General features: G+C 50.0%; 18 protein-coding genes and 1 tRNA gene. 8 read left to right on the top strand and 11 right to left on the bottom strand.

What is annotated here, in order from left to right:
* Window positions 1-43: 43 nt before the first annotated feature.
* The 5 genes from AB4875_RS16530 to AB4875_RS16510 form a co-directional block, all read right to left on the bottom strand.
* Window positions 44-751, bottom strand: coding sequence for a DUF2894 domain-containing protein (locus tag AB4875_RS16530; protein ID WP_368377217.1), 708 nt, complete (start codon window positions 749-751; stop codon window positions 44-46).
* 3 nt (window positions 752-754) lie between these two features.
* The gene (locus tag AB4875_RS16525; RefSeq protein ID WP_368377216.1) at window positions 755-1402 is read right to left on the bottom strand and encodes an OmpA family protein; all 648 of its coding nucleotides are present in this window, start codon (window positions 1400-1402) and stop codon (window positions 755-757) included.
* Window positions 1399-3504 (bottom strand): hypothetical protein, encoded by a 2106-nt coding sequence (locus AB4875_RS16520; RefSeq protein ID WP_368377215.1) that lies wholly within the window; start codon window positions 3502-3504, stop codon window positions 1399-1401. The genes AB4875_RS16525 and AB4875_RS16520 overlap by 4 nt, the downstream gene beginning before the upstream one ends.
* Window positions 3501-4292, bottom strand: coding sequence for a DUF3348 family protein (locus AB4875_RS16515; protein WP_368377214.1), 792 nt, complete (start codon window positions 4290-4292; stop codon window positions 3501-3503). The genes AB4875_RS16520 and AB4875_RS16515 overlap by 4 nt, the downstream gene beginning before the upstream one ends.
* Before the next feature lie 251 nt (window positions 4293-4543).
* Entirely contained in the window at window positions 4544-5311 is a 768-nt protein-coding gene (locus AB4875_RS16510) for a glutathione S-transferase N-terminal domain-containing protein (RefSeq protein WP_368377213.1), read from the bottom strand.
* 198 nt (window positions 5312-5509) lie between these two features.
* Between AB4875_RS16510 and AB4875_RS16505 the strand changes: the two genes are divergently transcribed.
* Window positions 5510-6784 (top strand): NADH:flavin oxidoreductase/NADH oxidase family protein, encoded by a 1275-nt coding sequence (locus tag AB4875_RS16505; protein ID WP_368377212.1) that lies wholly within the window; start codon window positions 5510-5512, stop codon window positions 6782-6784.
* Between the two features lie 49 nt (window positions 6785-6833).
* Here AB4875_RS16505 and AB4875_RS16500 read toward each other — a convergent pair whose 3' ends face one another.
* Window positions 6834-7601: an MBL fold metallo-hydrolase gene (locus AB4875_RS16500; protein ID WP_368377211.1), complete on the bottom strand. Its 768-nt coding sequence runs from the start codon at window positions 7599-7601 to the stop codon at window positions 6834-6836.
* A gap of 402 nt (window positions 7602-8003) precedes the next feature.
* Window positions 8004-8402, bottom strand: coding sequence for a PAS domain-containing protein (locus AB4875_RS16495; RefSeq protein ID WP_368377210.1), 399 nt, complete (start codon window positions 8400-8402; stop codon window positions 8004-8006).
* Between the two features lie 506 nt (window positions 8403-8908).
* Here AB4875_RS16495 and AB4875_RS16490 point away from each other — a divergent pair.
* From AB4875_RS16490 to AB4875_RS16480, 3 genes are read left to right on the top strand one after another with little or no spacing between them, the layout of a single operon-like run.
* Window positions 8909-9832: an alpha/beta hydrolase gene (locus AB4875_RS16490; RefSeq protein WP_368377209.1), complete on the top strand. Its 924-nt coding sequence runs from the start codon at window positions 8909-8911 to the stop codon at window positions 9830-9832.
* Window positions 9829-10662 (top strand): SDR family NAD(P)-dependent oxidoreductase, encoded by an 834-nt coding sequence (locus AB4875_RS16485; protein ID WP_368377208.1) that lies wholly within the window; start codon window positions 9829-9831, stop codon window positions 10660-10662. The genes AB4875_RS16490 and AB4875_RS16485 overlap by 4 nt, the downstream gene beginning before the upstream one ends.
* A 36-nt stretch (window positions 10663-10698) precedes the next feature.
* Complete coding sequence (locus AB4875_RS16480) at window positions 10699-11553, top strand: SDR family NAD(P)-dependent oxidoreductase (RefSeq protein ID WP_368377207.1); 855 nt, start codon at window positions 10699-10701, stop codon at window positions 11551-11553.
* A gap of 11 nt (window positions 11554-11564) precedes the next feature.
* On the opposite strand, the gene AB4875_RS16475 is transcribed toward AB4875_RS16480, so the two are convergent.
* On the bottom strand, window positions 11565-13073 hold the full coding sequence (locus AB4875_RS16475; RefSeq protein ID WP_368377206.1) for a PQQ-dependent sugar dehydrogenase: 1509 nt from the start codon (window positions 13071-13073) through the stop codon (window positions 11565-11567).
* Between the two features lie 207 nt (window positions 13074-13280).
* Here AB4875_RS16475 and AB4875_RS16470 point away from each other — a divergent pair, with 207 nt between their 5' ends.
* Both AB4875_RS16470 and AB4875_RS16465 read left to right on the top strand, forming a co-directional pair.
* Window positions 13281-13544 carry a hypothetical protein gene (locus AB4875_RS16470; RefSeq protein ID WP_368377205.1) on the top strand — a complete coding sequence of 88 codons (264 nt, stop codon included), beginning with the start codon at window positions 13281-13283 and terminating at the stop codon, window positions 13542-13544.
* Window positions 13545-13752: 208 nt separating this feature from the next.
* Window positions 13753-13829: transfer RNA gene (locus AB4875_RS16465), tRNA-Met, on the top strand.
* Window positions 13830-14265: 436 nt separating this feature from the next.
* Here AB4875_RS16465 and AB4875_RS16460 read toward each other — a convergent pair.
* Window positions 14266-15699 carry a hypothetical protein gene (locus AB4875_RS16460; RefSeq protein WP_368377204.1) on the bottom strand — a complete coding sequence of 478 codons (1434 nt, stop codon included), beginning with the start codon at window positions 15697-15699 and terminating at the stop codon, window positions 14266-14268.
* A gap of 460 nt (window positions 15700-16159) precedes the next feature.
* Here AB4875_RS16460 and AB4875_RS16455 point away from each other — a divergent pair, with 460 nt between their 5' ends.
* Complete coding sequence (locus AB4875_RS16455) at window positions 16160-16303, top strand: Arm DNA-binding domain-containing protein (RefSeq protein WP_368377203.1); 144 nt, start codon at window positions 16160-16162, stop codon at window positions 16301-16303.
* A 249-nt stretch (window positions 16304-16552) separates the two neighbouring features.
* Window positions 16553-16726, top strand: a complete 174-nt coding sequence (locus AB4875_RS16450) for a hypothetical protein (protein WP_368377202.1) — start codon at window positions 16553-16555, stop codon at window positions 16724-16726.
* A 28-nt stretch (window positions 16727-16754) separates the two neighbouring features.
* Here AB4875_RS16450 and AB4875_RS16445 read toward each other — a convergent pair whose 3' ends face one another.
* Both AB4875_RS16445 and AB4875_RS16440 read right to left on the bottom strand, forming a co-directional pair.
* Entirely contained in the window at window positions 16755-19172 is a 2418-nt protein-coding gene (locus tag AB4875_RS16445; protein ID WP_368377201.1) for a TonB-dependent receptor, read from the bottom strand.
* Between the two features lie 575 nt (window positions 19173-19747).
* Window positions 19748-22066, bottom strand: a complete 2319-nt coding sequence (locus tag AB4875_RS16440; RefSeq protein ID WP_368377200.1) for a TonB-dependent receptor — start codon at window positions 22064-22066, stop codon at window positions 19748-19750.
* Window positions 22067-22410 lie beyond the last annotated feature (344 nt).

Here is a 22410-nt window from a genome sequence, read left to right as displayed (position 1 = left end):
GTAAACAAGCTTAGATATCAGCTCAAGCTAGTCTTTGACTAAGCTATTTTCTCCGCGCTGCTTTTTTAGGCTTACCGGCGGCCTTCGCTGGTGCTGGTCGCTCTGCCGCGCGCTCAAGCCAGAACAAGGCATCTAAATAATTTATATAACGACTTAAATATTGCGGTGACAAATCGCGCATCGATGTTAAGGCTTTAATAGCGAGCATTTGCGGATTGAGCGGGCCAGGGCTTTCCGGACCTTGCTGAATAGCTAATTCTACTCTTTTTACTATTGAGTGCCGCTGTTGAGAAATCTGCATCTCCCTGCTGGCTTTTAAGGGCCTCTGCTCGCCCGTGACCACACCGCCGTCTTGCTCAGTGGACATGTCTGCGATAAACATAGCGCCAGCTAAACTCAGGTTTTCCTGCTCGTTTAATGTGCGTTCCAAGGCGGATGTCGCCGAATCTACAGGCACTTGTTTTTGATCTAATAATTCCCGCAGCCCAACAAGCATTGCAAGCGAGCTTTGAGCGCAGTAGCCAGTGGCTTGCTCAGTCAAACTCTCTAGCTGCGCGGCGGCAGCATGTTGATCTGCTTTATACGAAGTTAAGGCCGCGCTAATTTTGTTTTCTAGAATGCTCTGCACTGGACCACGCTTGGTGGCAGCTCTTTCGAGCAAAGACTCGATAAAACGAAATCGCGCCGGATCAAAGCGATCCGCATTCGTTTCACGCAAGCTTACTAAATCCTGCTGCAACTTAGAAAGCATACCCTAAGGCGCCTCTTCTACCGTACTGCCCACCTTCGGCACGGGCGCCATTTCTACGCGTCGATTTTGCGAGCGACTATCGCTGTCGCTATTCTCTACCACCGGCTGCTGCGCGCCAAATGCCGCCGCAAATACCATATCTGCCGGCATTCCCTCGTCAATCAGAGTGCGAGTTACGGTAAGCGCACGCTGCGCGGACAGCTCCCAGTTATCACGGAAATGTAAATTACCTTTCTGAATGGGTAGGTCATCGGTGAAACCACTGACCATAAGTAATTGCTCATTATCACCGAGGTATACCTGCAGGGGGGCCCGCAGGGTATGTAGCAGCTCTCGCCCCTCTTCCTGCAGCTCCGCAGAATTCGAGGAGAATAAGACGCTGCCGCTAATACCAATTTTGCCGTCGCGCAAAGTAACTCGACCAGTGGCCAGCGGATCAGCCAAGGCTTGCTCTAGGGCTAAGCGCCGTTGCTCTGCGACCTCTCGCTTGTGTATTTCTTTCTCTAAAGTTTGTGACAACTCCAGCTGAAACCCCAAGGCCCACACTAGCAATAATACAAACACACCTACGAGCCCCGTCATCAGGTCGCCAAAGATGGCCCAAATAGGTGGCTCCTGATCTAAGCCATCGTCCAACTCAGAGATACTCACGCCGATGCGTCCTCTTGGGCAGTAACGGCGCGGCTACTCAAGGTTTGTAATTGAGTGATGATTTCTTGATGAGATAGCATATTGTGGTCGATAATTTCCCGGGCCTGGGCAACGTAATACGCCATTTGCTCATCGCTGCGCTCACCGTTACCCTGCAAGCCAGCCTCGACTTTTAAGAGGGTCTCTATCAAGCCCCCATTGGCATCGCTGAACTGGGAAACAGCGCTTGCAAAAGCATCACCCAAACTCGCCAGCTCCGCGCTGCCGCCCTCAAAATGCGCGACAATATCAGACAATTTGCTAGCTTGTTTTTCTACACTATCGCCAAACCGCTGACTGATATCCGCAAGTATATCTGAGGAATTAGTGAGGATACTTTCCACCGCTTCACGCTGGCCCAGCGCCGACATCTGTAATGACTCAGACAAGCCGTTCAACTGCGTCATCAATTCCCGACGCTCATCCAATAGGCTGTTGTCGCGCTCACTATTTTCATTCATTTCGGCGCGTAATTTGCTCATGATTTCAGCAGCGACACGCGGTGTTTCAGACGCTGACTCAATCAAACGCCCCATTGGCTCTTCAAGCGCATGCGCCAAACTTGCTAAATGCTCTGCAACTGCGGCTTGTAAATCTGTTAAACGATTGACCGCTGTCTCGCCACGCTGCTCTTCCAACACCTGCAGGCTTTGCAACTCTGCTTTTATGGTGGCTGTCATATCGCCCATGCGCTGCTCATAGCTATCAAGCCAATCACTCTCAGTGCGAGTACGCGCCGCCACCAACTCTTCGGATGCCGATAGTAATTTAGTGAACTCCGTTGTCAGCGCTTGCGAACCAGCGCGGGCATTAATTGTAAGAGTCTCAGCACTACTGCGCAGCAACTCTGCACTTTGATCAAACACCGTCGACCAATTTGCCAGACGCTCTTGCTCAGCGGACTGCTGGGTCGCCACCCAATCTTCACTCACTGTATTAAAACTGTGAAGCAGGGATTGTGAACTATTTTGAAATTGGTCGGCGAGCTGAGCAAACCGTTGATCCATAGTGGCGAGCAAGGACTCACTACCCACTTGCTGCGCATTCACTGCCCGCTGCCAGGCACTGTTAAACTCATCCGACGTGTTAACGTAACGGGCCTCTAAACCTTCTAAATGCGCCTCGGCAGTAGCCTGTAAATGTTGCTGGCTACTCTTTAAATCGTCACGAATATCACTAACGAACGCAGACACAACCGGCGCAATATTCTCGCCGGCAAGACGGCCGCTGTCGGCCAGGCTTTGTTTCAAAGAGGCGTCTACCGAATGTGCTAGCTCGGTATATTGTTGCTGCGCCGCCGCGTGAAATTGTTCTTGGCTGCGCGTTAAAGTGCTAGCCAGATCATCCCCCATACGCCCGAGCCGATCAGCCAATACAGCCAATTGCTCAGCGACGGCGGGCAAGGCCTCTGCCTGTGATTGCATAGCCTGATAACTTTGGCGGCGCTGTTGACTCAATGAAAATGGTTTAAACACTGTGCTCATACAGGTATCTAATTGACGAGATACCTGCAGGCGCTCACGACGACTTACAGTTGAGATCAAACCCAGCATCGCCGACGCCGAAACCCCCGCCACCGATGTGGCAAAGGCCATACCGAGCCCTTTGATCGGCGCTGCCAAACCGGCGCGAACTGCCTCTAATTCGTTGGTACCCTCTAGCGCTACTACGGCGCCCTTGAGGGTAACAACCATACCAATAAAGGTACCCAACAAACCGAGCATAACCAGCAGACCGATGATGTAGGGACTTAAGACAGGGGCAGGCAAGCCCACGTACTCGCCTTGAACACGCTGGCGAACCGCATTGCGCAGGGTGGTGGGAATACCCGCCAGCCAGGACTCTATGTCTTGCAAGGAATCGTCAACGCTAGATAAGGCCTTGCTCAAAACCACGCTCGCTTGTTGATAGCGCACTAATTCTGTGAAGCCTACCGAGTAGGCAGCCGCGATAAGCAAGGTTACGCCTAGGGCGAGGGCATTGCTGCCAACGAAGGCCGACGCCATCCACACCACTACAATGGCGCCTAAGATAAACGCTATTACCGATATCATTCTTATCATTGGGGTTTCTCTACTTCAAATTCTAGCGCTTCTATTAAGCCGATCACCGGCAGCAGTCGCAATTCTAATTCGGCCAACAACACCGCCTGCATTTCGCGAATAAACCGATCCAACCACCCACCTTTTTGCAACCAGCGGGCCGTTTCGGTCTGTGCTGAGTTCGCCAGTACGGGCTCTAAATCACTATTTTCAGAGGACATATCGCGATATTGCTGATTTAAAAAATAAAACCGTTTTGCCAATAAATGTGGAATACCGGCAAAAGCACGCCGACTAAAATCGGCCATGGTATCTGCCATACTGCTATCCAGTGTCGCCAACTGGGCGAGCTGATGCGAATGACCCGACATAATCTGCTGCAATTGCCGCCGCAGCGTCACCACCTGATGATCCATTTCACTTTGATGCAGCGAATAAAATCGCTGGTAAGCAACAAAGCCGGCATTGGGGTCATCGAGAGTGTCGCGATTGGGTCGCGGCAGAATGAAGGGCGACGTGCTTGCTTCGGAGCCGCCCTCGCCCTCCAGTACAAAACTATTAATAATAAAGGCCAACATCGCTGCCCGTGTCTGCATAAACACGTCATTCGCGTCGCTGTCGCTATGCGCTGCGGTAAACGGTTTCTTTTTTAGCCCACGCAGCGACTCAGCCAATACAATAGCATCTGACAAACTGATCAATTCGCCGAGCTTATCGGCAAACTGGGCATTGTTATGGTCACCGTCCACCACCGCCAGATCAAGCAAGACGCGCTGAAGCCGGGAGCTTGTTAGCGAAACTGGGTTCATAACATCCTTAATGGGGGCAAAATCACGCCGACAACGCAGCGCGAAAGTAGATCGACGCGAATCTTGACACTGCCAGACAGGAAAATCCGATTAGCGGAACTGACCAAGGCTGGTCAAACCGCCCAAGCACAGCTACTTTTGGCGACCAATTATCACTATTTTACCGCCAACTTCAAGGATTAGCCTTCAGATAGCCACAGCCAACGCTGAGCCCAGTATTGGCCCCGGAGCATTCCCCGAGGCCAACAAACTTAAGGCGCGTAGGTGTCCTTTAAGTAATCTATGATATCCACCGACTCAAACATGGCAACGCCGGTATTTGGGTCAATCAGATAAGGCACTTGTGACCGGCCCGTTAACTCCCGTAAACGAAGCCGATTGGGGCTGGTAATCGGCGCGTCAGCAAACCAGCGCGAGCGCACTATCGGCGGTCCCACCTCCTGCCAACGGGACTTGGCAAAATTACGAAGTAGGTAAGGCAGCTCTAACTCCGTAAGCAGCTCACGCACAGGCCGAGAATAAGGGCTAGCTTCAAAACTATACAATTCCAAGGGCTGCTTAGCTGCCACCGACGGCATTGCGTTCATGCCGCGAACACCGCCTATTGAGCGCGCTGCGCTGGCCGCCATTGACCCAGAGAGCGCGAGTTGCCGACGCAGACCGCGCGGTGACCGCCGACGCGCATCGCCGTAATTTTTATAGAGATGATCAATAATATCAGCAGATTCCAAGAGTTTGTCGCCAGTATTGGGATCGATCAACAGCGGGAATTGACTCACACCACTGATATCTAGCGCCTCTGGACGAAAGCGCATGCCGCCCACTGGGCAGGGATAAATAAGTGCATCTAAATCTAATTCGCTCAAAACTTCCCTAACCAAGCGACAGTAGGGACAGGCCTCAAACTCATAGAGCACCAGCATTTGCTCAGGCTGCCGAGTTTTAGCACCACCAAATGCCATTGCACCGCGCCAACCTCGCACCGAGCTGGCCACCGCTGAACTGAGTAGATCAAACACCGTTACAATTCCTCCGTTTGAATAAAATATTTATGTAGCGGCAGCATACGCAAAATATGGCGTGTTAGGGCAATATTAATTTATCGATACTCGCTACAGTATTGACATGCTTAATTTATCAATCACTATTGTAAGCTAAAAATTATAGCCGCTATCCCGCCGCGTTTATTCCAAGCTCCCCTAGGACCACCCCAGACTATGCCAAAGCTCAATGATTCTTTAGAACTGCCCTGCGGCGTGATACTGCCAAATAGACTTTTAAAGTCAGCCATGACTGAAGGCTTGGCGAATACCAACGATCAAGCCACACTTCGCTTATCGACATTATATAGGCGCTGGGCTCAGGGCGGCACAGGCACACTCATTACCGGTAATGTTATGGTTGACCGCCGCTTTCTTGAGCGCCCCGGTAATGTTGTTATAGATGGCAATGGCGGTGAAGCGGCCCTACAGGACTGGGCAAAAGCCGGCACCTCAGCAAACAATCAGCTATGGATGCAAATCAATCACCCCGGACGTCAATGTCAGCGCCAAGTGTCGGCAAGGCCACTGGCGCCCTCCGACGTCGGCATAGATCTTGTTGGGATGTTTGGCAGACCCATGCCAATGACCGAAATTGACATTCGCCACACCATTAACCGCTACGCAAAAGTCGCCGCTACCGCCAAAGCCACAGGCTTTACCGGCGTTCAAATACACGCCGCACATGGCTATCTCATCAGCCAATTCCTATCTCCGCTGGCAAATATACGCAGCGATCAATGGGGTGGCTCGCTTGAAAATCGTGCGCGTTTTCTGCTTGAAACCGTAGCGGCAGTGCGCGCGGCCGTCGGCGACCGTTTCGCAATTTCAGTCAAACTCAACTCCGCCGACTTTTCCAAAGGCGGATTTAGCCATGAAGACAGCTTACAGGTTGCCCAGTGGCTCTCTGATGCTGGCATCGATTTACTAGAAGTATCAGGCGGCACCTACGAAAAACTCGCACTCATGGGCGACAAAAGCGAAGACACTAGCGCCGAGTCTAGCCAACATAGAGAAGCCTATTTTCTAAAATATGCGGAAGGCATTCGCAACGTCACTAAAATCCCACTCGCTATTACCGGCGGCTTTCGCAGTCTAGCCACTATGCAACATGCGCTGGATAGCGGCGCGATGGATGTCGTTGGCCTAGGTCGGCCACTGTGTTCGCAAGCGGACATACACCCCCTGCTCAATGGCGAGCAAACTAGTCTGCCAAACTGGGAGAAAGAACTGCGACTGGGGCCTGGCTGGCTTGGCCCACAAAGTAGTAATCAAAAAATCCGCACCCTTAACTTTGGCGCCGCCACCCAGTGGTATTACCGGCAGATTATTGATTTGGCAGAGGGCAGAGAACCCAATACCCACACCGCAGTGCTACGGGTAATGCTCAAACATATGATTGCTGAAAGACGGATGGCAATGAATCGAGTAAAGCTACTAACACAGGGATAGCCGCTACCAAGCGACAAACCAGAACAGATATATTCCGGCCGCCTAGAGCTTAACGCTTTGCGGAGAAGGCGCGAGCCTCGCTAGCAATCGCGGTGGCATCGCAAATTACACTGCCATGACCGGGATATATCGTTTCAATTTCAAGCGCCGCTAAATGCTTTAGCGTGTGCTGCATTTGTTTACGGTTAGAATAAATCGCTGGCACCACCACGCGCTTCTGTGGTCCGCTGCCCAGCAAAGTGTCACCGGTAATAATACTTTTACTAGCCGAATGATAAAAACAGCAGGAATCCCAAGAGTGGCCCGGCGTATGCAGTAGCTCCCAGCCGGCAAAGCCAAAAATACTATCGCCGCCTTTTAATCTTATTGTTTTGTCAGCGCCTTCCCTTGCCGCTTCCAAGCCACCAATAAACTTTGGCTCTAAGCGAGCAGCGTGATTACGAGAACGACTAAAGTACATTGACCACGATCTCCGACGAAAAAGCTCACGAATACTTGTGGCTATGCGGATCAAAACACCGGCGGGATCATTGAGAAATTTATGCACACTCCGACTCGATCCATATGGCGCATAAACAGGAGCACCACAAAGACCAGCTAGCGCCAACACACCGCCGTAATGATCGGGATCATCGTGGGTAAATGTAACGGCTCGGACGCAATGAATGGAATATTTTAAATCTGACTCGATAAAACCCAGTACGTAGCGGTGACAGGCTACCGCCACATCAATCACTAACAGTTGCGGTTCGCCGTCGCGAATGTCTTCAATAACATAGCTATTAGACAGCCGCGTTTTGACTTGGTGGATCTTCATCAGAATCGCCTAATTATTTTTACTACAATACTTGCGACATCATTCACTTTGCTTCGCGAAACGAGAACCATTTAATACACAGTTATTTGCGTACTCATGCAAGCAAATAACAAAACGCGCCAACCACTATCCTTTCTGCTGGCTGGTGAGTCAATATTGCCGCGATACTCTTCCCCGGCAATGCGATGCAGCAACGGATATTATAAACGCAATCAAGCTAGCGCTATCAAAAGACTGATACTGCGGTTCGGCGGGTGACTCACTGGCAGCCTGATCATACTTGGCTACTATAAATACGATATAGAAACAGAGGCAGTCATAGGATTTGTAGGCAGCCAGCCCGGCTGCTAAAAAAATAGCAAACTCAATGCGAAGGCCGCACTGAGCTTTGTGGCGAAGATATTAAATAACCGAGCCTTCCCGTTGAATCGCAATCCAGGCTTCGATCTTCTTACCAACTTTAATGGGAAGTACTCGCCAATACATGATGAATGGCGTGCCGTCTTTTTTGTAATTAATCGCCTTTCCTTCAAATTTCTTACCCGACTTCAAGGCGCTAGTAAGGCGATCTATCACTTTTTTATCGGTAGCCGCGCCCTGAAGAATGCGCGGCGTTTCCCCAATGACTTCTGATGGGTCATGACCAGTTAGCTTTTTGAAAGCTTTGTTGGCATAGATAATTTTCCCTTTAGCGCTTGCATCAGTAACTAAGATCGAGTCAAAGCTGTTCTCTGCAAGCACCTTTAACAAGGCTAGGCTGGTTTCCGTTTCCGGCAGGGATGTTTCAATTGTGTACGCCATTTTTATATTCCATTGTGATAAATTATCGACCTTGTTGTTACGCAGTATCACTTCATACAGATCTCCGCCGACCCAAAGAGCTGTCGCTCAAAAAAAGGACATAAGAGCTTATCGGCATAATTGATAGCTTTGGAATGTAGACTCCAAGCGATCAGCACAAAAAACAAGAACATGCAGACAGCCGAGTAGCACGATGCTATGCAAGCCTCGTAGGCAATATCACCTGTCTGCAATATGAGTCGCTTGAATCTTTTGTGATGCCATATCGCCCCGCATGTTCTGGCGTAAAATTGAACAAGCATGGGTAAAATCAGCTCCTCGAAAGGTATTGCAGCTCCGAACTATATTAAAGCCGCGCGCGCTGCGAGATACTCTGGGACAACACCTGCGGTATAGGCAGCACAGCAGACGAGCTACAGGATGATTATTGCGCCGCATTGCTGCGCCGCGCGATAATAAAATAACAGCATGCGAACGCTACAAATAATAAGTTATGGAGAGGTAATATGACGACACCCACTAGGCTTGATGTCGCCTTTGACAGTGATGGCACACGCTGCAGCGCATGGCATTATCTGAGTCAATCTGAGCACCCTACAAACCCCTGCATTGTAATGGCCCACGGCTTAGGTGGCACCCGCGAGTGCGGTCTTAGCCCATACGCTGAACGGTTTTCCGCAGCAGGCTATCATGTCTTAGTCTTTGATTATCGCCACTTTGGCGACAGTGACGGCCAGCCCCGCCAACTATTAAAAGTGGATTATCAACTAGCTGACTGGCGCGCAGCTATCGCGTTTGCGCGCCAATTAGAAGGTGTCAATCCCGAGCAAATTATTTTATGGGGCACGTCATTTTCAGGCGGTCATGTTCTTAGTATTGCAGCAGAAGATAGCCGCTTGGTGGCGGTTTCTGCACAGGGACCCATGGTTGACGGTCGCGCCGCCAGCCTAGAAATTTTGAACTACGCCGGTCCCGTTCACTTGGCCAAACTCAGTAGCTGCGGCCTTATCGATCAAGTACGCGGCACGCTGGGAATGAGCCCATTTTATATTCCCCTTATTGCTAAACCGGGGGAACTTGCAGCAATGAGTAGTAGCGACGCCTTTAGTGGCTATCATGCCATCACCGACCCCAGCTGGCGAAATGAAATGAGCGCGCGCACCGTGCTGGTTTTGTCGCTGTATAGGCCCATCAGCAACGCCAAGAAAATACGCTGCCCGGCCTTACTCCAAGTCTGCAATAAAGACACCGTGGCACCGGCTAAGGCCGCTATTAAAATGGCTGAGCGTATGCCCAACACCGCCACACTTAAACAATACGACATTGGTCATTTTGATATTTATACCGGCAAGGACTTCGATATAGGCATTGCAGACCAATTAGAATTCTATGCCAACGCCCTGCAAAACGCGCGGGCACTAAAACTATGAGCAAATATCACTTAAAAAACAAAGTCATCGCCATTACCGGCGCCAGTGGCGGCTTTGGAGCAGCGTTGTGCAAGGCGCTTTACGAACGCGGCGCAAAGCTAGCATTACTCGATATAGACGACGCGGCCCTCGCGGCACAGCTTGAGCATTACCCCGACGCATATAGGGCGAAAAGCTGGCATGCCAATGTCTGTGATACTGACAGCTTGCGAGACGCAATAAACGCCGCCGCCGACTATTTTGGCGGCATCGACGTAGTAATAGCCAACGCAGGTATCGACTTAATAGAGCCACTCACCGCCGACGGCGACGACAGTTTCGAGCGGGTTATCGATATAAACTTAAATGGTGTGTGGCGCACCTTTCGCGCGGCACTGCCACACGTCAAAGCGAGTGGCGGCTACCTCTTGGCTATATCGTCCATGGCCGCTTTTGTCCACTCACCCCTGCAAGCCTCTTACACCGCCAGTAAGGCCGGAGTTTGGGCGCTTTGCAACAGCGTACGCCTCGAGCTTCGTCAATACGGTGTTAGCGTCGGCAGCCTGCATCCAACTTTTTTCAAGACACCCTTGCTGCAGAATATTTCAGACAACAACGCTGGCAACGCACTGTGGGGAGAACACAAAGAATTCCCCTTTAAAACTGTGACTATTAATGAGGTCGTAGACGCCGCCATTGCAGCTATTGAAAACCGCACCGAGATTGTCACCGTGCCGAGCATAAACGATATCATTGCACGCGCGCCCGGACTATTTCGTAAGCTCATCGAAGGTATCGGCTTTAAAGACAAAAATGTGCGCAAAGCCATGAGCTTCGCAAACGATAAATAACGACAACATACCAATAAAAAACGACTGGACATTATCATGACGAACTTCGATTTCACCGGCAAAGTGGTTTTTATTACCGGCGCCGCAGGCGGTATTGGCGCAGCCTGCGCAAAGGAATTTTATCGCCACGGTGCAAACTTAGTGCTGACCGACCTTGGCGCCGACGCACTTGAAAAGATCGCTAAAGATTTCGATCCGGCAAGAGTACTAAGCCAAACACTAGACGTCACAGATATGAGCGCAACAAAAATAGTGATTGCCAATAGCATAGAAAAATTTGGTCGCCTCGACATCGTATTTGCCAATGCTGGCGTGGCCTGGCAAACACCCAAAACCATTGCCACCGCCGACGAAGCCGAATTTGAACGCATTATCGAAATTGACTTGCTCGGCGTTTGGCGGACAGTTCGCGCCGCACTGCCAGAAATCATCAAAGCCAATGGCCAAATATTAGTGACCTCCTCTGTCTACGCCTTTGGCAATGGCGTCATTAACGCCCCTTACGCTATGTCTAAAGCCGGTGTGGAAAGCTTTGGTCGCAGTTTGCGCGCCGAACTGGCTGGCACCGGCACCACCGCCAGCGTGCTGTACCCGGGGTGGATAAAAACGCCTATGACCCGCATTGCCTTTGGCGCCAATGCCACGGCTTCAGAATTAGTCGAGACGGCATTTCCACGCTCATTGCGACGTTTAATCACCCCAGAAACTGTCGCCACTGCAGTAATACAGGGTTTATCTAAGCGCGCGCCGCGTATTATCGTCCCCCGCCGCTGGGCGCCGATCTCGGCGCTGCGCGGCTTATTAAATATGTACACCGACCGCATGTTCGACAAACGCAGTGACTTACAACAACTGGTTAGACGCGCAGAAGCCGACCTAAACAAGGAGTGAGTCGCACCCAGTCAGTGCGCAGCCTTTAACTCTTGGTCAAACAAATACACCGCCATTGCTTCACGCTGCTCTGCACTCAGCGGAAAAGCCGGCATCGGCGGTGTCGGCGCGCTAAAGAAATCCGCCAAACTAGCTGCATTGTAACGTTCGCCTAAGGTCTTAAGCGCCATCCGCGAGGCCGGCTGATGGCAGGCCGCACAATTAAATTGCTGATAAAGCTGTGCGCCCTGCGCCGCCAAACTGGCGCGCTTTTGTTCATCGTAGCCATCGAGAACACCCACGTCGGCATCTACCTGCTGGACGGCGGCCGGTAAAGTAAATGATGACTCAAGTCCATCATCAGGAAGAACGCGGTAAATTGAGCCCGAGTAATCATCTGAGATATAAATTGTGCCATCTCTAGCCTCAGTCACGTCAACAGGCCGACCCAATAAGTTCCCGTTTTGCAAAAAGCCGCTAACGAAATCGCTCTCTATTATAGTCCCGTCGGGCTGCCACTTGAGCACCACCACTTTGTACCCATCTGGCACACTCCGATTCCACGAGCCATGCAAGGCCACCAAGGCACTGCGCTCAAAACCGGCAACGGCGCTGTGTCGCAAGAAGCGAATGCCCAAGGGCGCGTTATGGGCCTTAAACTCGTGTGCCGGCAACAGGTTCTCTGGCGAATCTTTGGGTAGCTTGTCACCGTAATCAGGGTCAAGTGTCGATGTATTTATATAAGGCCAGCCGTAAAAGCCGCCCTCTACAATATTGTTCAGCTCGCAGGGTGGAAAGTCATCACCCAGTAAATCGCGGCCATTATCCGTGCCGAACAACTCATTGCTCCACGGCGCCCAATCCAAACCGACGCTATTTCGCAAACCGGTGGCGTAAATGCTTAGCTCGCTGCCATCAGGCTTGAAACGCATAACGCTTGCGCGCTGTGGGTCCTCCTCCTCGCATACATTACAGGTTGATCCCGAACTCAAATATAACCAGCCATCTGAACCCGCCCGCAACGTCTTAGTCCAGTGATTACCCTTATCACCGAGTCCCGTGACCACCCTCGTGTAGACGCCGCTAACCCTGCCAGACACCGCATCAAACGCAATTCTTCCCACCGCATTAGACTCGGCGACGTACAGCCAGCCATTGAGGTAATCTATGCCGTGTGGACGCGTGAGATCACTTAACAGTACGCTGACGTCGTCTGGCGATCCATCACGATTGGCGTCTGCCTTCAATATCAGCACCTCGCCACTACGCGGACGACTGACCAAAATATCTCCGGCCTCGGTCGCGTACATGAATCTAATTTTGCCGAGACCGGTCGCGTACAAATCCAATCGAAAGCCATCAGCGACATCCAGTTGCTGACGAACTATATCCGCACTAGGCTCATCGCCGCCATATCCAAACAAAGCGTTAAGGGCCACCTTCGATGTTGTGGCCACCCCTGATGGACCGTAATGCACCAATAAAAACGGTGTCGCCATTAACACAATCAATACATAGATAATGGAGCGCAGAATTCTCATTGCTATGTTGCATCCCTTAATTCGATTTAAGAACACAGATTAGCCTGATGACGCCAATATTTACAGCGTCAAAAACTCAACAGCCAAGCAGCTATCATCGTCTAGAATGCGAACGCCACGGGCAGTGCTACTGTTTAGAAATTATAAAATTGCTACACTCACGCCCAAGCACTAAGAAGCACAACCTAATAATAGAGGCGACAAACCATGATGGATATGAGCGGTGCAGACGGCGAGAAGTGCCCCTTCGACCTAAATTTTGACCCCCAGACATTTAAGCCAGGCGACCTTGTGAGCTACCGAGTGGCAGGCTCAATGATGGATATGCCCTTTGTTGGCGTGCTAGTAGAGGTCCACGACGACCACGTGATGCTCGCACACTACAACGGCACCGACACGCCAGACAGCGATATAATGCGCGGCAGTAGAACTGACCGCCCGGTAGTAAGCGAAACTGAGGCGATGAAGTAGTGATTCCTTTTTCGAACTCCAAAAATCACCAGCCCTAAACGAGCAACAAACTAAACAGCTATCGCACAAACGCTATAAACACAGTGCTTTTCTGTGCAGACCAATAAAAAAGTGCTTATTTTGTTTTATCTTCGAGAAGCAGTTGCATTACTCAATTTCCGCCCCTATAATGCGCGCCCTGTCATAGAGAAAACGACAGCAGATCAGTTGCGGGGTGGAGCAGTCTGGTAGCTCGTCGGGCTCATAACCCGAAGGTCGTAGGTTCGAATCCTGCCCCCGCTACCATATTAAAGAACGGCAAATCAGTTACTTACTGGCTTGCCGTTTTTTTTCGCCTGTCGGTTTTGGACCTCTGTGCCCATCCTGCGCACAAAGCGTGATCTAGTAAAACTCCAAACTCTACCAATCGACCTTCGGTCAACGACAGGCGCTTATATCGCACCACACTCCATTATCATAATAACGCCGAACGCCTAAGCTGTTAATTTGTAGCCAAAGTTTAACCACGAATTGCATACGACAGTGAAACACCACCCTCACCTCAAGTCTTTGAGAAAATTGTCTCTTTTAATACTTAGTGCAATTAAACCTTGCTGGTTATTACAGTCCAACAAGGCCGCATCAATATAAGCGTGATTTAAGGCCAACCTAAATGTTCTGCAAGCCACCTTTCTAGCGTTCTTAATAAAGAACTAATATCCATACCATCCAAGGTATGTATCTAGCCCTTAGGGATCAATCCACCAAGAAGACCTGTGACTGTGTCAGTAAGTATATCGAGCGGATTAGCACTAGGCTGCTGGGCGGTTGCAGCCTGGAATTGAGTAACGACCGCACACAGGGGATCTAACGGTGTACCGGCAAGAGGGCACGCCCCACCGCCACCTAATGCCGACGCCAGCGGATCTAGCAACAGGTCTAAAGGCGTTCCGGTCAAACCACCTTCGCCACCACCGGCACCACCACCTTGCAACATACCAGCAAACGCCTCTAAAGGAGCAAGTAGTGCATCAAGCGGAGTACCAGTTGGTCCAGCAGCACCGCCATCATCGCCACCAGCACTGCCGCTTAACGCTTCACCAATCGGAGTCAGAATAGTATTCACACCAGAAAATAGCTGTGATGCAGCGCCACCAAATAGTTGATCAAACGTCGGCGCCAACACCGCGGCCAAGCCGCCAAGTAATTGCTCACTTAAGGCCTCGACGCCACTGTTAATTTGCTCTGACACCACACCTTGCTGTCCAGATTGCTCTTCAATAAAAGTAATCGGAACAATGCCCGTTAACACATTTTTCAGAAGATTCTCTACGGTCTGAGAAACACGGAATGCTGTCAACACGCCATTACCACTGTCGATTGCGACGACCGTATTATCTAGGTCAGTAAAGGCCATTTTAAGGGTAGTTAAGGCGCCACCTAGTACTGGAGCGTCCATCACTTCAGCCGGCAAATTACTCAAACCTTCATCAAAAGCATCACGTAATTGACCAGTAAGTACCATCAACGCCGTTAAATCTAGTGTACCGTCGTCTCCGCCAGCGTCACCCCCAGAGCCTCCTGCATTTAATATCGGCGCCAAAGCCTCCCCTAGCGGTGCTAGTGGAGTCCCTGCAAGTGGGTTTTCACCACCCGGCGCAGCTGCACCGTCGCAGTCACCTTGCCCAACCAAAGACATAAGCAAACCAGGTAAGTCTGCCAACAGTTCATTACTAGCTAACTGCACATTTTCTGCCGCCGCCGAAAATGCCTGCTCTGGATCAGACGCAGATTCAGCATTAACCGCCGCCAACACTGCGTCAAGAATATCAAGGGTATCTTGGGCAACGACTTGATCAAGGCAACTGAAGCTCGCCTGAAGAGGCGTGCCTTCAGCAGCAGACGCTAAACCACCAAAAACCTGTTCAGACAAGGGCTGCTGAACAGCGTCCAAGGGTCCTTCAATACCACGATAGCTAGCAACTTCATCACCACCATCCGTGCCACCATCTGTACCGCCGTCCGTACCACCATCAGCACCGCCGTTTGAACCACCATCAGCAACAGTATTTGAATTTCCACCGCCGCTGCTACTAGACCCACCGCAGGCGGTGAGTACCAAGCTTGCACTGAGAGCTAAAATAAATGCCCTACTTTTCGAAGATAATTTCAACATTTTCTTATTCCTTCAAGTCACTATCGAGGTGCTAGCCTGACACCACGTGCCGATCGCTGCCTCTCATTCCGCCCTATTTAAACAGTACGACACAATAACGACTGCAAGGGAAAACCGACCCTAGATTATAACGAAAAAAAAAGACGGCACTGAGACCGTCTTCTCATTTTACTTGTTGTACCACTCTTATCTATGCAAGACCGCAACGAAAGCCACCCAGCGATTTATCTATTAACCCAGTTAACATATCCAATGAATTACCGCCGCCGTCTACGCCAGACAAAATAACGTCAACCACGGCACAACTTAACGAAAGTGTTTTGCTGGAAGGTAAGCACTACATCAAGCCATTCGGGCGACGCAAAATTCTATACCTATGGAAAGCGGTATGAAGAAGAAATGTTAAGTAGTTGCCAATTTAACCAAATGGATATCCATATGGCGAACGGAGCAATATGTCATGGGCAACATTAGAGCAGGTAAGGAAAATGGTAAATTACTACTGGATTTTCATTTTTATGGAGTTCGCTTTAGGGAGCAGACCGCGCTTACTGACAACAAACAAAACCGCCAGAAAGTACAAGGACCTGATTACACTAGGTAAAAATTGCTAGTAGAACTTTGGCAGTGATACCCGTGCTTTTATCAATGCTCGGTAGGCCTGTCCGAAATGATTGGGAACGCCGAGGTAACACTGACTTTTAAGGGAAGCTCGAGAACCGAATTTTCTGAATATCCAAATGGGCTAGGTTTGTCATATAATGAGCCCCAGATTTTTGGTACATATTCTATTTAAGCCAAGCAAATTCATAACGCCTTGCCTCGGCGCAGAAATTCAACATCAGGATCACCCGTGACAGACAAAAGAGAACCTCCGGTAGCACTCGTTCGCACATGGATTAATTTACTAACTTCCAGCGAAGAAAAAGAAGTCAAAGATCGTGCGTCGGAAATGCTGTTGAACGCGTTTGGGGACATGAAAAGTGCTGCTGCGTTTGCTGAGAAACATCAAATCCATATCCCTTAATGCTGCCGGCCATGGCATTGTGCACTTACTAAAAGCTGTAATCCCAATTAAGGCGCAGACCGATTGAGCGCAGCGGTGCAACGGCGTCGGATGTTCCAAAGTCGGTGGCCAAGCGACTGTAGTTGTATTTCTCTCCTAACAAATTGTTACCAAACACAGACACCCGCAGGTTCCACAGGTTATGGATATAGGTAAGCCGAGCATCAACCAGTTCATATGCATTTTCTTGAACGTTCGGCGTGTTCTGAGCTAGGTAGTAAAAGCCACTGTTGTAGTAATAACTGGCGCCGACCTCAATCGTGCCAGCCAAGCTGGGAAGATCAAAAGCCTGAGTTAGCCCGACAGTTCCCGATAGCTCCGGTGTCCGCACCACTTGGTTACCAGTGAAGTCATTATTTTGGGTGAGTAGACCAGTGTCCTCATCAAAGCCGGAGCCATCCGGAAAAGAAACATATTCCGAGTCCAAAAAGGCATAAGCCACATTGAGTACGAGTCCGCTCCACAAGGACGGAAATAGTTGCGCAGTCGTTTCAATTTCTAAACCCTGAATTTGCGCTTCAGCCGCGTTTTCAAATGTCGCGATGCCACCCTCTAGAACGGAAATAAACTGCACCTGCTGGTCTTCTATATTGTACTGAAAGGCAGCCAAATTGAGCGATGCCAAGCCGTCGAAAAGCTGGGTTTTCATTCCCAGCTCCCAAGCGGTGAGCTCCTCCGCCCGGACATATTCCGGATCATCAGTGATATTCACGGCATTGAAAGTGGAGCTCTTGGTAGCAGTTTGCCACGAGGCGTACAACATCGCATCGGGGCCTAGGATCTGCCAGTTTGGACGCATCTCAAGGACCAGCTTAGGATCGAGACTACGCGTCGTATCACGAAAGTCGGGGTTATCTCGACCGCTGAAGTTCTGCAAGGGAACAACCTGCCCCCCGAGAGTGCGCAGGCCGGAACTGGACTCTATCAGCACTCGCTCCTCGTTCTGCCAGCGGAGCCCACCGGTCAGCGACAACCAGCTCGTCACGTCCAACTTGACTTGGGAGAAAATCGCCAGCGACTCCGTCCCGACCAGACCCACCGCGTCAACGGTCCCTGTAGGCAACAGAGAATCACCCAGAAGGGCCTCGAGCGTCGCGGGCACAACCTCCGGCAATCTGGCCCCCAAAAGCAAGCCCCTATCTAGGTCAGTTGTCGCAGCTTGGAGGAACCCGGAAAGGCCCTGCGTCGCGTCAAAGTAATACGCTCCCAAGATCCACTCCAGCCAGTCCGAACCCCAACTCCCTTCATTCGAAAGTAGCTGCAGTTCTGTGGTACGAACATCGGCCACACCAGGATCCAAGGCGAATGTAACTAACGGCTGCCGCGCTCCGTCATAGTCAAAAAGCTGGCGCGAAACAATGCGCTGTTCACTGGCCAGAACCTTGATATCTAACCATGGAGCGTTTATGTCGACCTTACCGTAGAAATTTTCATTGATCGCTTCAGAGTATACCGCCTCGTTGTTTTCACCGTTGTAGGGATCCATTGGCCTAACCCCGGCCAACTCGCTGATCAAGCTAGGCTCGGTATTCACCGCGAATACTGTGCCCGTACCCTCAATGTCGAGACGATAGTAGGCTAGGTTGATATCCAACCACTCGGCAGGTAAAAGACGAAGCTTAAAGCGGCCAGCCTGCGACTTCTCCTTGGGCAAGTCACGACCATCGGTATTGTCCGGGCGCACATCGAGTCGACCATCATGGTGAGCTTCCTGAGTGTTAAAAACGCCGGATAGACTGACCGCCAGCCAATTGGCTATGGGCAGATTGACGTGCAACCGGTTGTTTGATTGCTGAAAGCTGCCGATAACAGCTTGCAATGACACCTCCACAGATTCCGTGGACGGGTCCTTAGTAATTACGTTAATCGCACCGCCGAGGGCGTTACGCCCAAACAACGTTCCCTGAGGGCCTTTGAGCACTTCGATCCGTTCAACCGCGCCAAAATCCTGAACCAGAGACAATGCAAACGGCTGGTAAATACCATCGATATAATTCACGACACTAGGATCTGCCAACAGAAAAGCATCGCTGCCAATACCGCGAATATATGTCGTTGTATACCCGACTTGCTGGGTGATAGTGAGACCCGGGGTAATCTTGGGAAGGCCAAAGTTGTCCAGAACACCGCGCGCCTCAAGATTTTCAGCGCTAAATGCCTGAAGTGAGATTGGCACATCCTGCGGCGACTCCTTGCGCTTTTGTGCCGTAACGACGACTTCCTCAAGCAGTCGATTCTTTGGGCTAAGCTTAGAGGCAGCGAGATCACCCGTTAGTGCAGAAATAGGGTTTTGCGATCGCCCATCGGGCTTGGGATCAGCGGACGCCCGGTCTTCGGCCACAGCCTCGAAACCAGCAGCTGTAAACACTAAAAGCGCCAGTCCAGCGATTCGCCTCGCTACTATCATCACCTCTCCTCCCCCACTCGAAATATCTTTGCCCTTAAGCCTCAAAGGGGCTTAAAGCAGCATCCTAAAAATCCAGATAACTTTGTTTAATCTACCGCCATCTTTTGCCCTCCCGGCTGCAACACGCATCACTTCTAAAAGGTCGAATCGCTATGTCTACAAAAGATAGCTTTCGTTAAAGGCAGGTCTCTGTCCGTCAAAGTCCAGTTTTTTTGCAAAGCCCGCTATGTCCTTCGACAGCATCGACAACCCATCGAACTAACGAACTGCGCCACGCCTTATAAGAACTTCCTATCTAACCCAAGAAATACATCGCTTGAGATGCAGCCACAGGATGATTGGCGGAGCTTTGTGAGACCCTAATATTATTTAAAATACCTTTATATCTCATAAGCAAGAGTCGCCTCGGAATGCAATACGGATAAAATAACATTTCATGAGTCAACAGGATTTCTAAAAACCCGAAGCTTGCAAGTTCGAGTCCGCCTGCTCAATTTATTCTTCGAAAAAATACCGACAATTTCGCCTTTAAAAATCAGGCGAAGCACACCAAATCACCAGATAACTTAAAATTATTAAAATTCCCACTTAAGCGAAGCATTCCACTCTGCGGCCGGCGCGTAACGAACAACTTCTCCAGCCTCGAAGACGATACCAAAATCGCGATAGTCTTCAGATGTGATATTTTTTCCTGAGATCGATACAGTCGTTCCCCACTCATCTCTTATCCACGAAGCGCGAACACCGAAAATTCCGTATTTCTCTTGTTCAACTAAATTCTGGACGTCGAAAAAGAAACCGCCGTTTTCGTAATAATTTGCGCCAATCTGAAACTCGTCATTGAACAAACTGAATTGATAATTAATATCTAGGCTAGCACTATATTTAGGCGCACCGCCCAACTCATTTCCTGAGAAATCGCAGCCGCCAGAACTCAAGTATGTGACTTCGTCATAACACGGTGCATCTGGCCATTCGGTAATCTCGGTATTAATATAAGAGCCATTCAAAATGATCTGCAAACCGTCTATCGGGGGCATGTACGTAAGATCAAACTCAGCACCATTTATCTCCGCCTCATCAATCGATTTAACCAATACAGTACCGCTGCTGGCTATTTCTACTTGATAATTTTGCAAGCCCCGATAGTCATAACGAAAGGCCGCAGTATTGAGACGCAGCGATCGATCGAAAAACTCGCCTTTGAAACCGACTTCATAGGAATCGACTTCTTCAGGATCAACCGCATCTGGCGCGGTCAATAGCGCGGTCACATTCCAGGTACCCGACTTAAAACCTTGTACAAATTTCGCATAGAACATACCAATGTCGCTGGGAAAGAAGTTCACACCAACAAGGTATGAGGTATCTTCAAATACTAATTCTGGCCCACTTATATCCCTCACAACAACCGGGACCTGCTCCGTTATGAACCCAAGGTCGACGAGACCAAGGTCAACAGATGTAGTTAGCTGAGCCTTGTTTTTTGCTATTTTTCGAGTTTCCTCGGAACGCCGAACACCCAAGTCCAATGCCATCCACTCGGTCAATTCAATAGAAAAGTTTGCAAAAAAAGCGTCCGCATCAGTATCGACGATACCTGCTACAGATTCTTTAACTCCGCCACTTAGCGGAAGAGGTGGCAAGATAGATGCAGCAACATCCGCTCCAATTTCAAACACCAGCGGATCCCACCCAGCGGACGCATCTCCTGTATAAGCACCTAGCAGCCAGTTGTAGGAAAGGCCAAACAAATTCCAATCATTAGTTGAGGAAATTTGCATCTCCAAGGAATCGATATCAGAAAAGTATTCATCGTTCTCTTTATTATAAGAATATTTCAAAAGGTCATTTTCTGAGCCATCTAAATCACCCAAGGTGCCACCGACGACATCCGTATATCCAGCTAACGCCCATGCTTCAATGCTGTCACTAATAAACGTGAGTTTACCGGTTAGCGATTCACTTTCCATAGAGGTAAAGCCATCTACGTTCTGTGCAGTATGGCGCGGCCGATCTGGTGATCTAGCAGCTAATGAAGTCGCATTAACCAGGCCGGTTTTCTCCAACTGGACAACAATACCCTTACTGCCCTGTGAGTCAGATTCTGTATACGAGAGATCAAGACTCAACCAATCTGTAGGGTCAAATCGGAGTTTTACACGAATACCCTCGCGCTCTTCCGGAGCAAACTCAAACTGTCTATTTGGAAACGTACTGGTGTAGTGAGTATCTACACTATCTGTGTAGGCACTGACCGAAAATCCGACATAATCTGAAAACAAAGGTCCTGAAAGATAAGCGCTTAAAGACTCTTTATTGCGTGTACCCATACCAAATTGAATACTTCCCTCGAGAGCTTCGGCCGGCTTCTTGGTGTTAATAACGATAGCCCCAGCAGTCGTATTACGACCAAAAAGCGTACCCTGAGGCCCTTTTAGCACCTGTATGCTCTCTACATCACCAATATATTGCAGAGCGCCCACCGTGGAGGGACTATAAAAACCGTCAAGAAACGTGCCCACGGTAGGATCGACCGCGGGCGAAAAAGAATTACTACCAACCCCGCGTATATAGGGCATTGCATAGCCGACAGCGTCCGCATATAACAATCCCGGCGTGGTGATTTCCAGGTCTTCCACACTGCTGATACCGTATTTTTGCAGATCCTCGTTACTCATGGCTGTAACCATCGTTGGAACATCCTGTAGACTTTCGCTACGGCGACGAGCTGTGACGGTCACTTCCTCCAGCTGACGACTCGCTTTTTCCTGCCTTTCTTGGGCATTCGCCACGGGGCCACACAGAACCAGCAACATAAATAGAGAAGGGACTTCGCCGACGGCAAAGACCTTTTTACATTTTCTTTTGACTGACGTTTTAGCCGAACTCATGTCCTGCCCCACTCCCTTGAAGTCTTTTTATTTATTATTTTTCTACCTACTAGGCAGTTAATCTTTTTTGCCAATCTAATCTATAAAGATCGCCAAACATATTCCCCCCCCAGTGAAGGGGGGGGTGGGGGGGGTAATATGGATGTACCCGACAATTTATGGGTATTTGCACACTTATTAGCGCAGAGGGCAACGAATGGGCCTAATCGAGCGAGCCCAATGATTCATATCAAAGCCCTAGCTGCAAGAAACTCCACTGCAGTCACAGACAACACTACGTTTCACCATCCCGATAGTTAGCATTGAAAGGCCCGCTTAGCGGCTCTTTTTTATTAAAAATATAT

This window comes from Zhongshania sp. R06B22 (genome assembly GCF_040892595.1).
GTDB classification, from domain to species: Bacteria; Pseudomonadota; Gammaproteobacteria; order Pseudomonadales; family Spongiibacteraceae; genus Spongiibacter; species Spongiibacter arctica.
Note: the sequence above shows the minus strand (reverse complement) of the source record. Positions and strands in the feature narration are given on the sequence as shown.

Coding starts and splice junctions, on each gene's coding strand:
- AB4875_RS16470 (WP_368377205.1), top strand. CDS start 13,281: ATGATGGATATGAGCGGTGCAGACGGCGAGAAGTGCCCCTTCGACCTA.
- AB4875_RS16505 (WP_368377212.1), top strand. CDS start 5,510: ATGCCAAAGCTCAATGATTCTTTAGAACTGCCCTGCGGCGTGATACTG.
- AB4875_RS16485 (WP_368377208.1), top strand. CDS start 9,829: ATGAGCAAATATCACTTAAAAAACAAAGTCATCGCCATTACCGGCGCC.
- AB4875_RS16520 (WP_368377215.1), bottom strand. CDS start 3,504: ATGATAAGAATGATATCGGTAATAGCGTTTATCTTAGGCGCCATTGTA.
- AB4875_RS16480 (WP_368377207.1), top strand. CDS start 10,699: ATGACGAACTTCGATTTCACCGGCAAAGTGGTTTTTATTACCGGCGCC.
- AB4875_RS16440 (WP_368377200.1), bottom strand. CDS start 22,066: ATGAGTTCGGCTAAAACGTCAGTCAAAAGAAAATGTAAAAAGGTCTTT.
- AB4875_RS16445 (WP_368377201.1), bottom strand. CDS start 19,172: ATGATAGTAGCGAGGCGAATCGCTGGACTGGCGCTTTTAGTGTTTACA.
- AB4875_RS16515 (WP_368377214.1), bottom strand. CDS start 4,292: ATGAACCCAGTTTCGCTAACAAGCTCCCGGCTTCAGCGCGTCTTGCTT.
- AB4875_RS16495 (WP_368377210.1), bottom strand. CDS start 8,402: ATGGCGTACACAATTGAAACATCCCTGCCGGAAACGGAAACCAGCCTA.
- AB4875_RS16500 (WP_368377211.1), bottom strand. CDS start 7,601: ATGAAGATCCACCAAGTCAAAACGCGGCTGTCTAATAGCTATGTTATT.
- AB4875_RS16530 (WP_368377217.1), bottom strand. CDS start 751: ATGCTTTCTAAGTTGCAGCAGGATTTAGTAAGCTTGCGTGAAACGAAT.
- AB4875_RS16455 (WP_368377203.1), top strand. CDS start 16,160: ATGGGCAACATTAGAGCAGGTAAGGAAAATGGTAAATTACTACTGGAT.
- AB4875_RS16460 (WP_368377204.1), bottom strand. CDS start 15,699: ATGTTGAAATTATCTTCGAAAAGTAGGGCATTTATTTTAGCTCTCAGT.
- AB4875_RS16490 (WP_368377209.1), top strand. CDS start 8,909: ATGACGACACCCACTAGGCTTGATGTCGCCTTTGACAGTGATGGCACA.
- AB4875_RS16475 (WP_368377206.1), bottom strand. CDS start 13,073: ATGAGAATTCTGCGCTCCATTATCTATGTATTGATTGTGTTAATGGCG.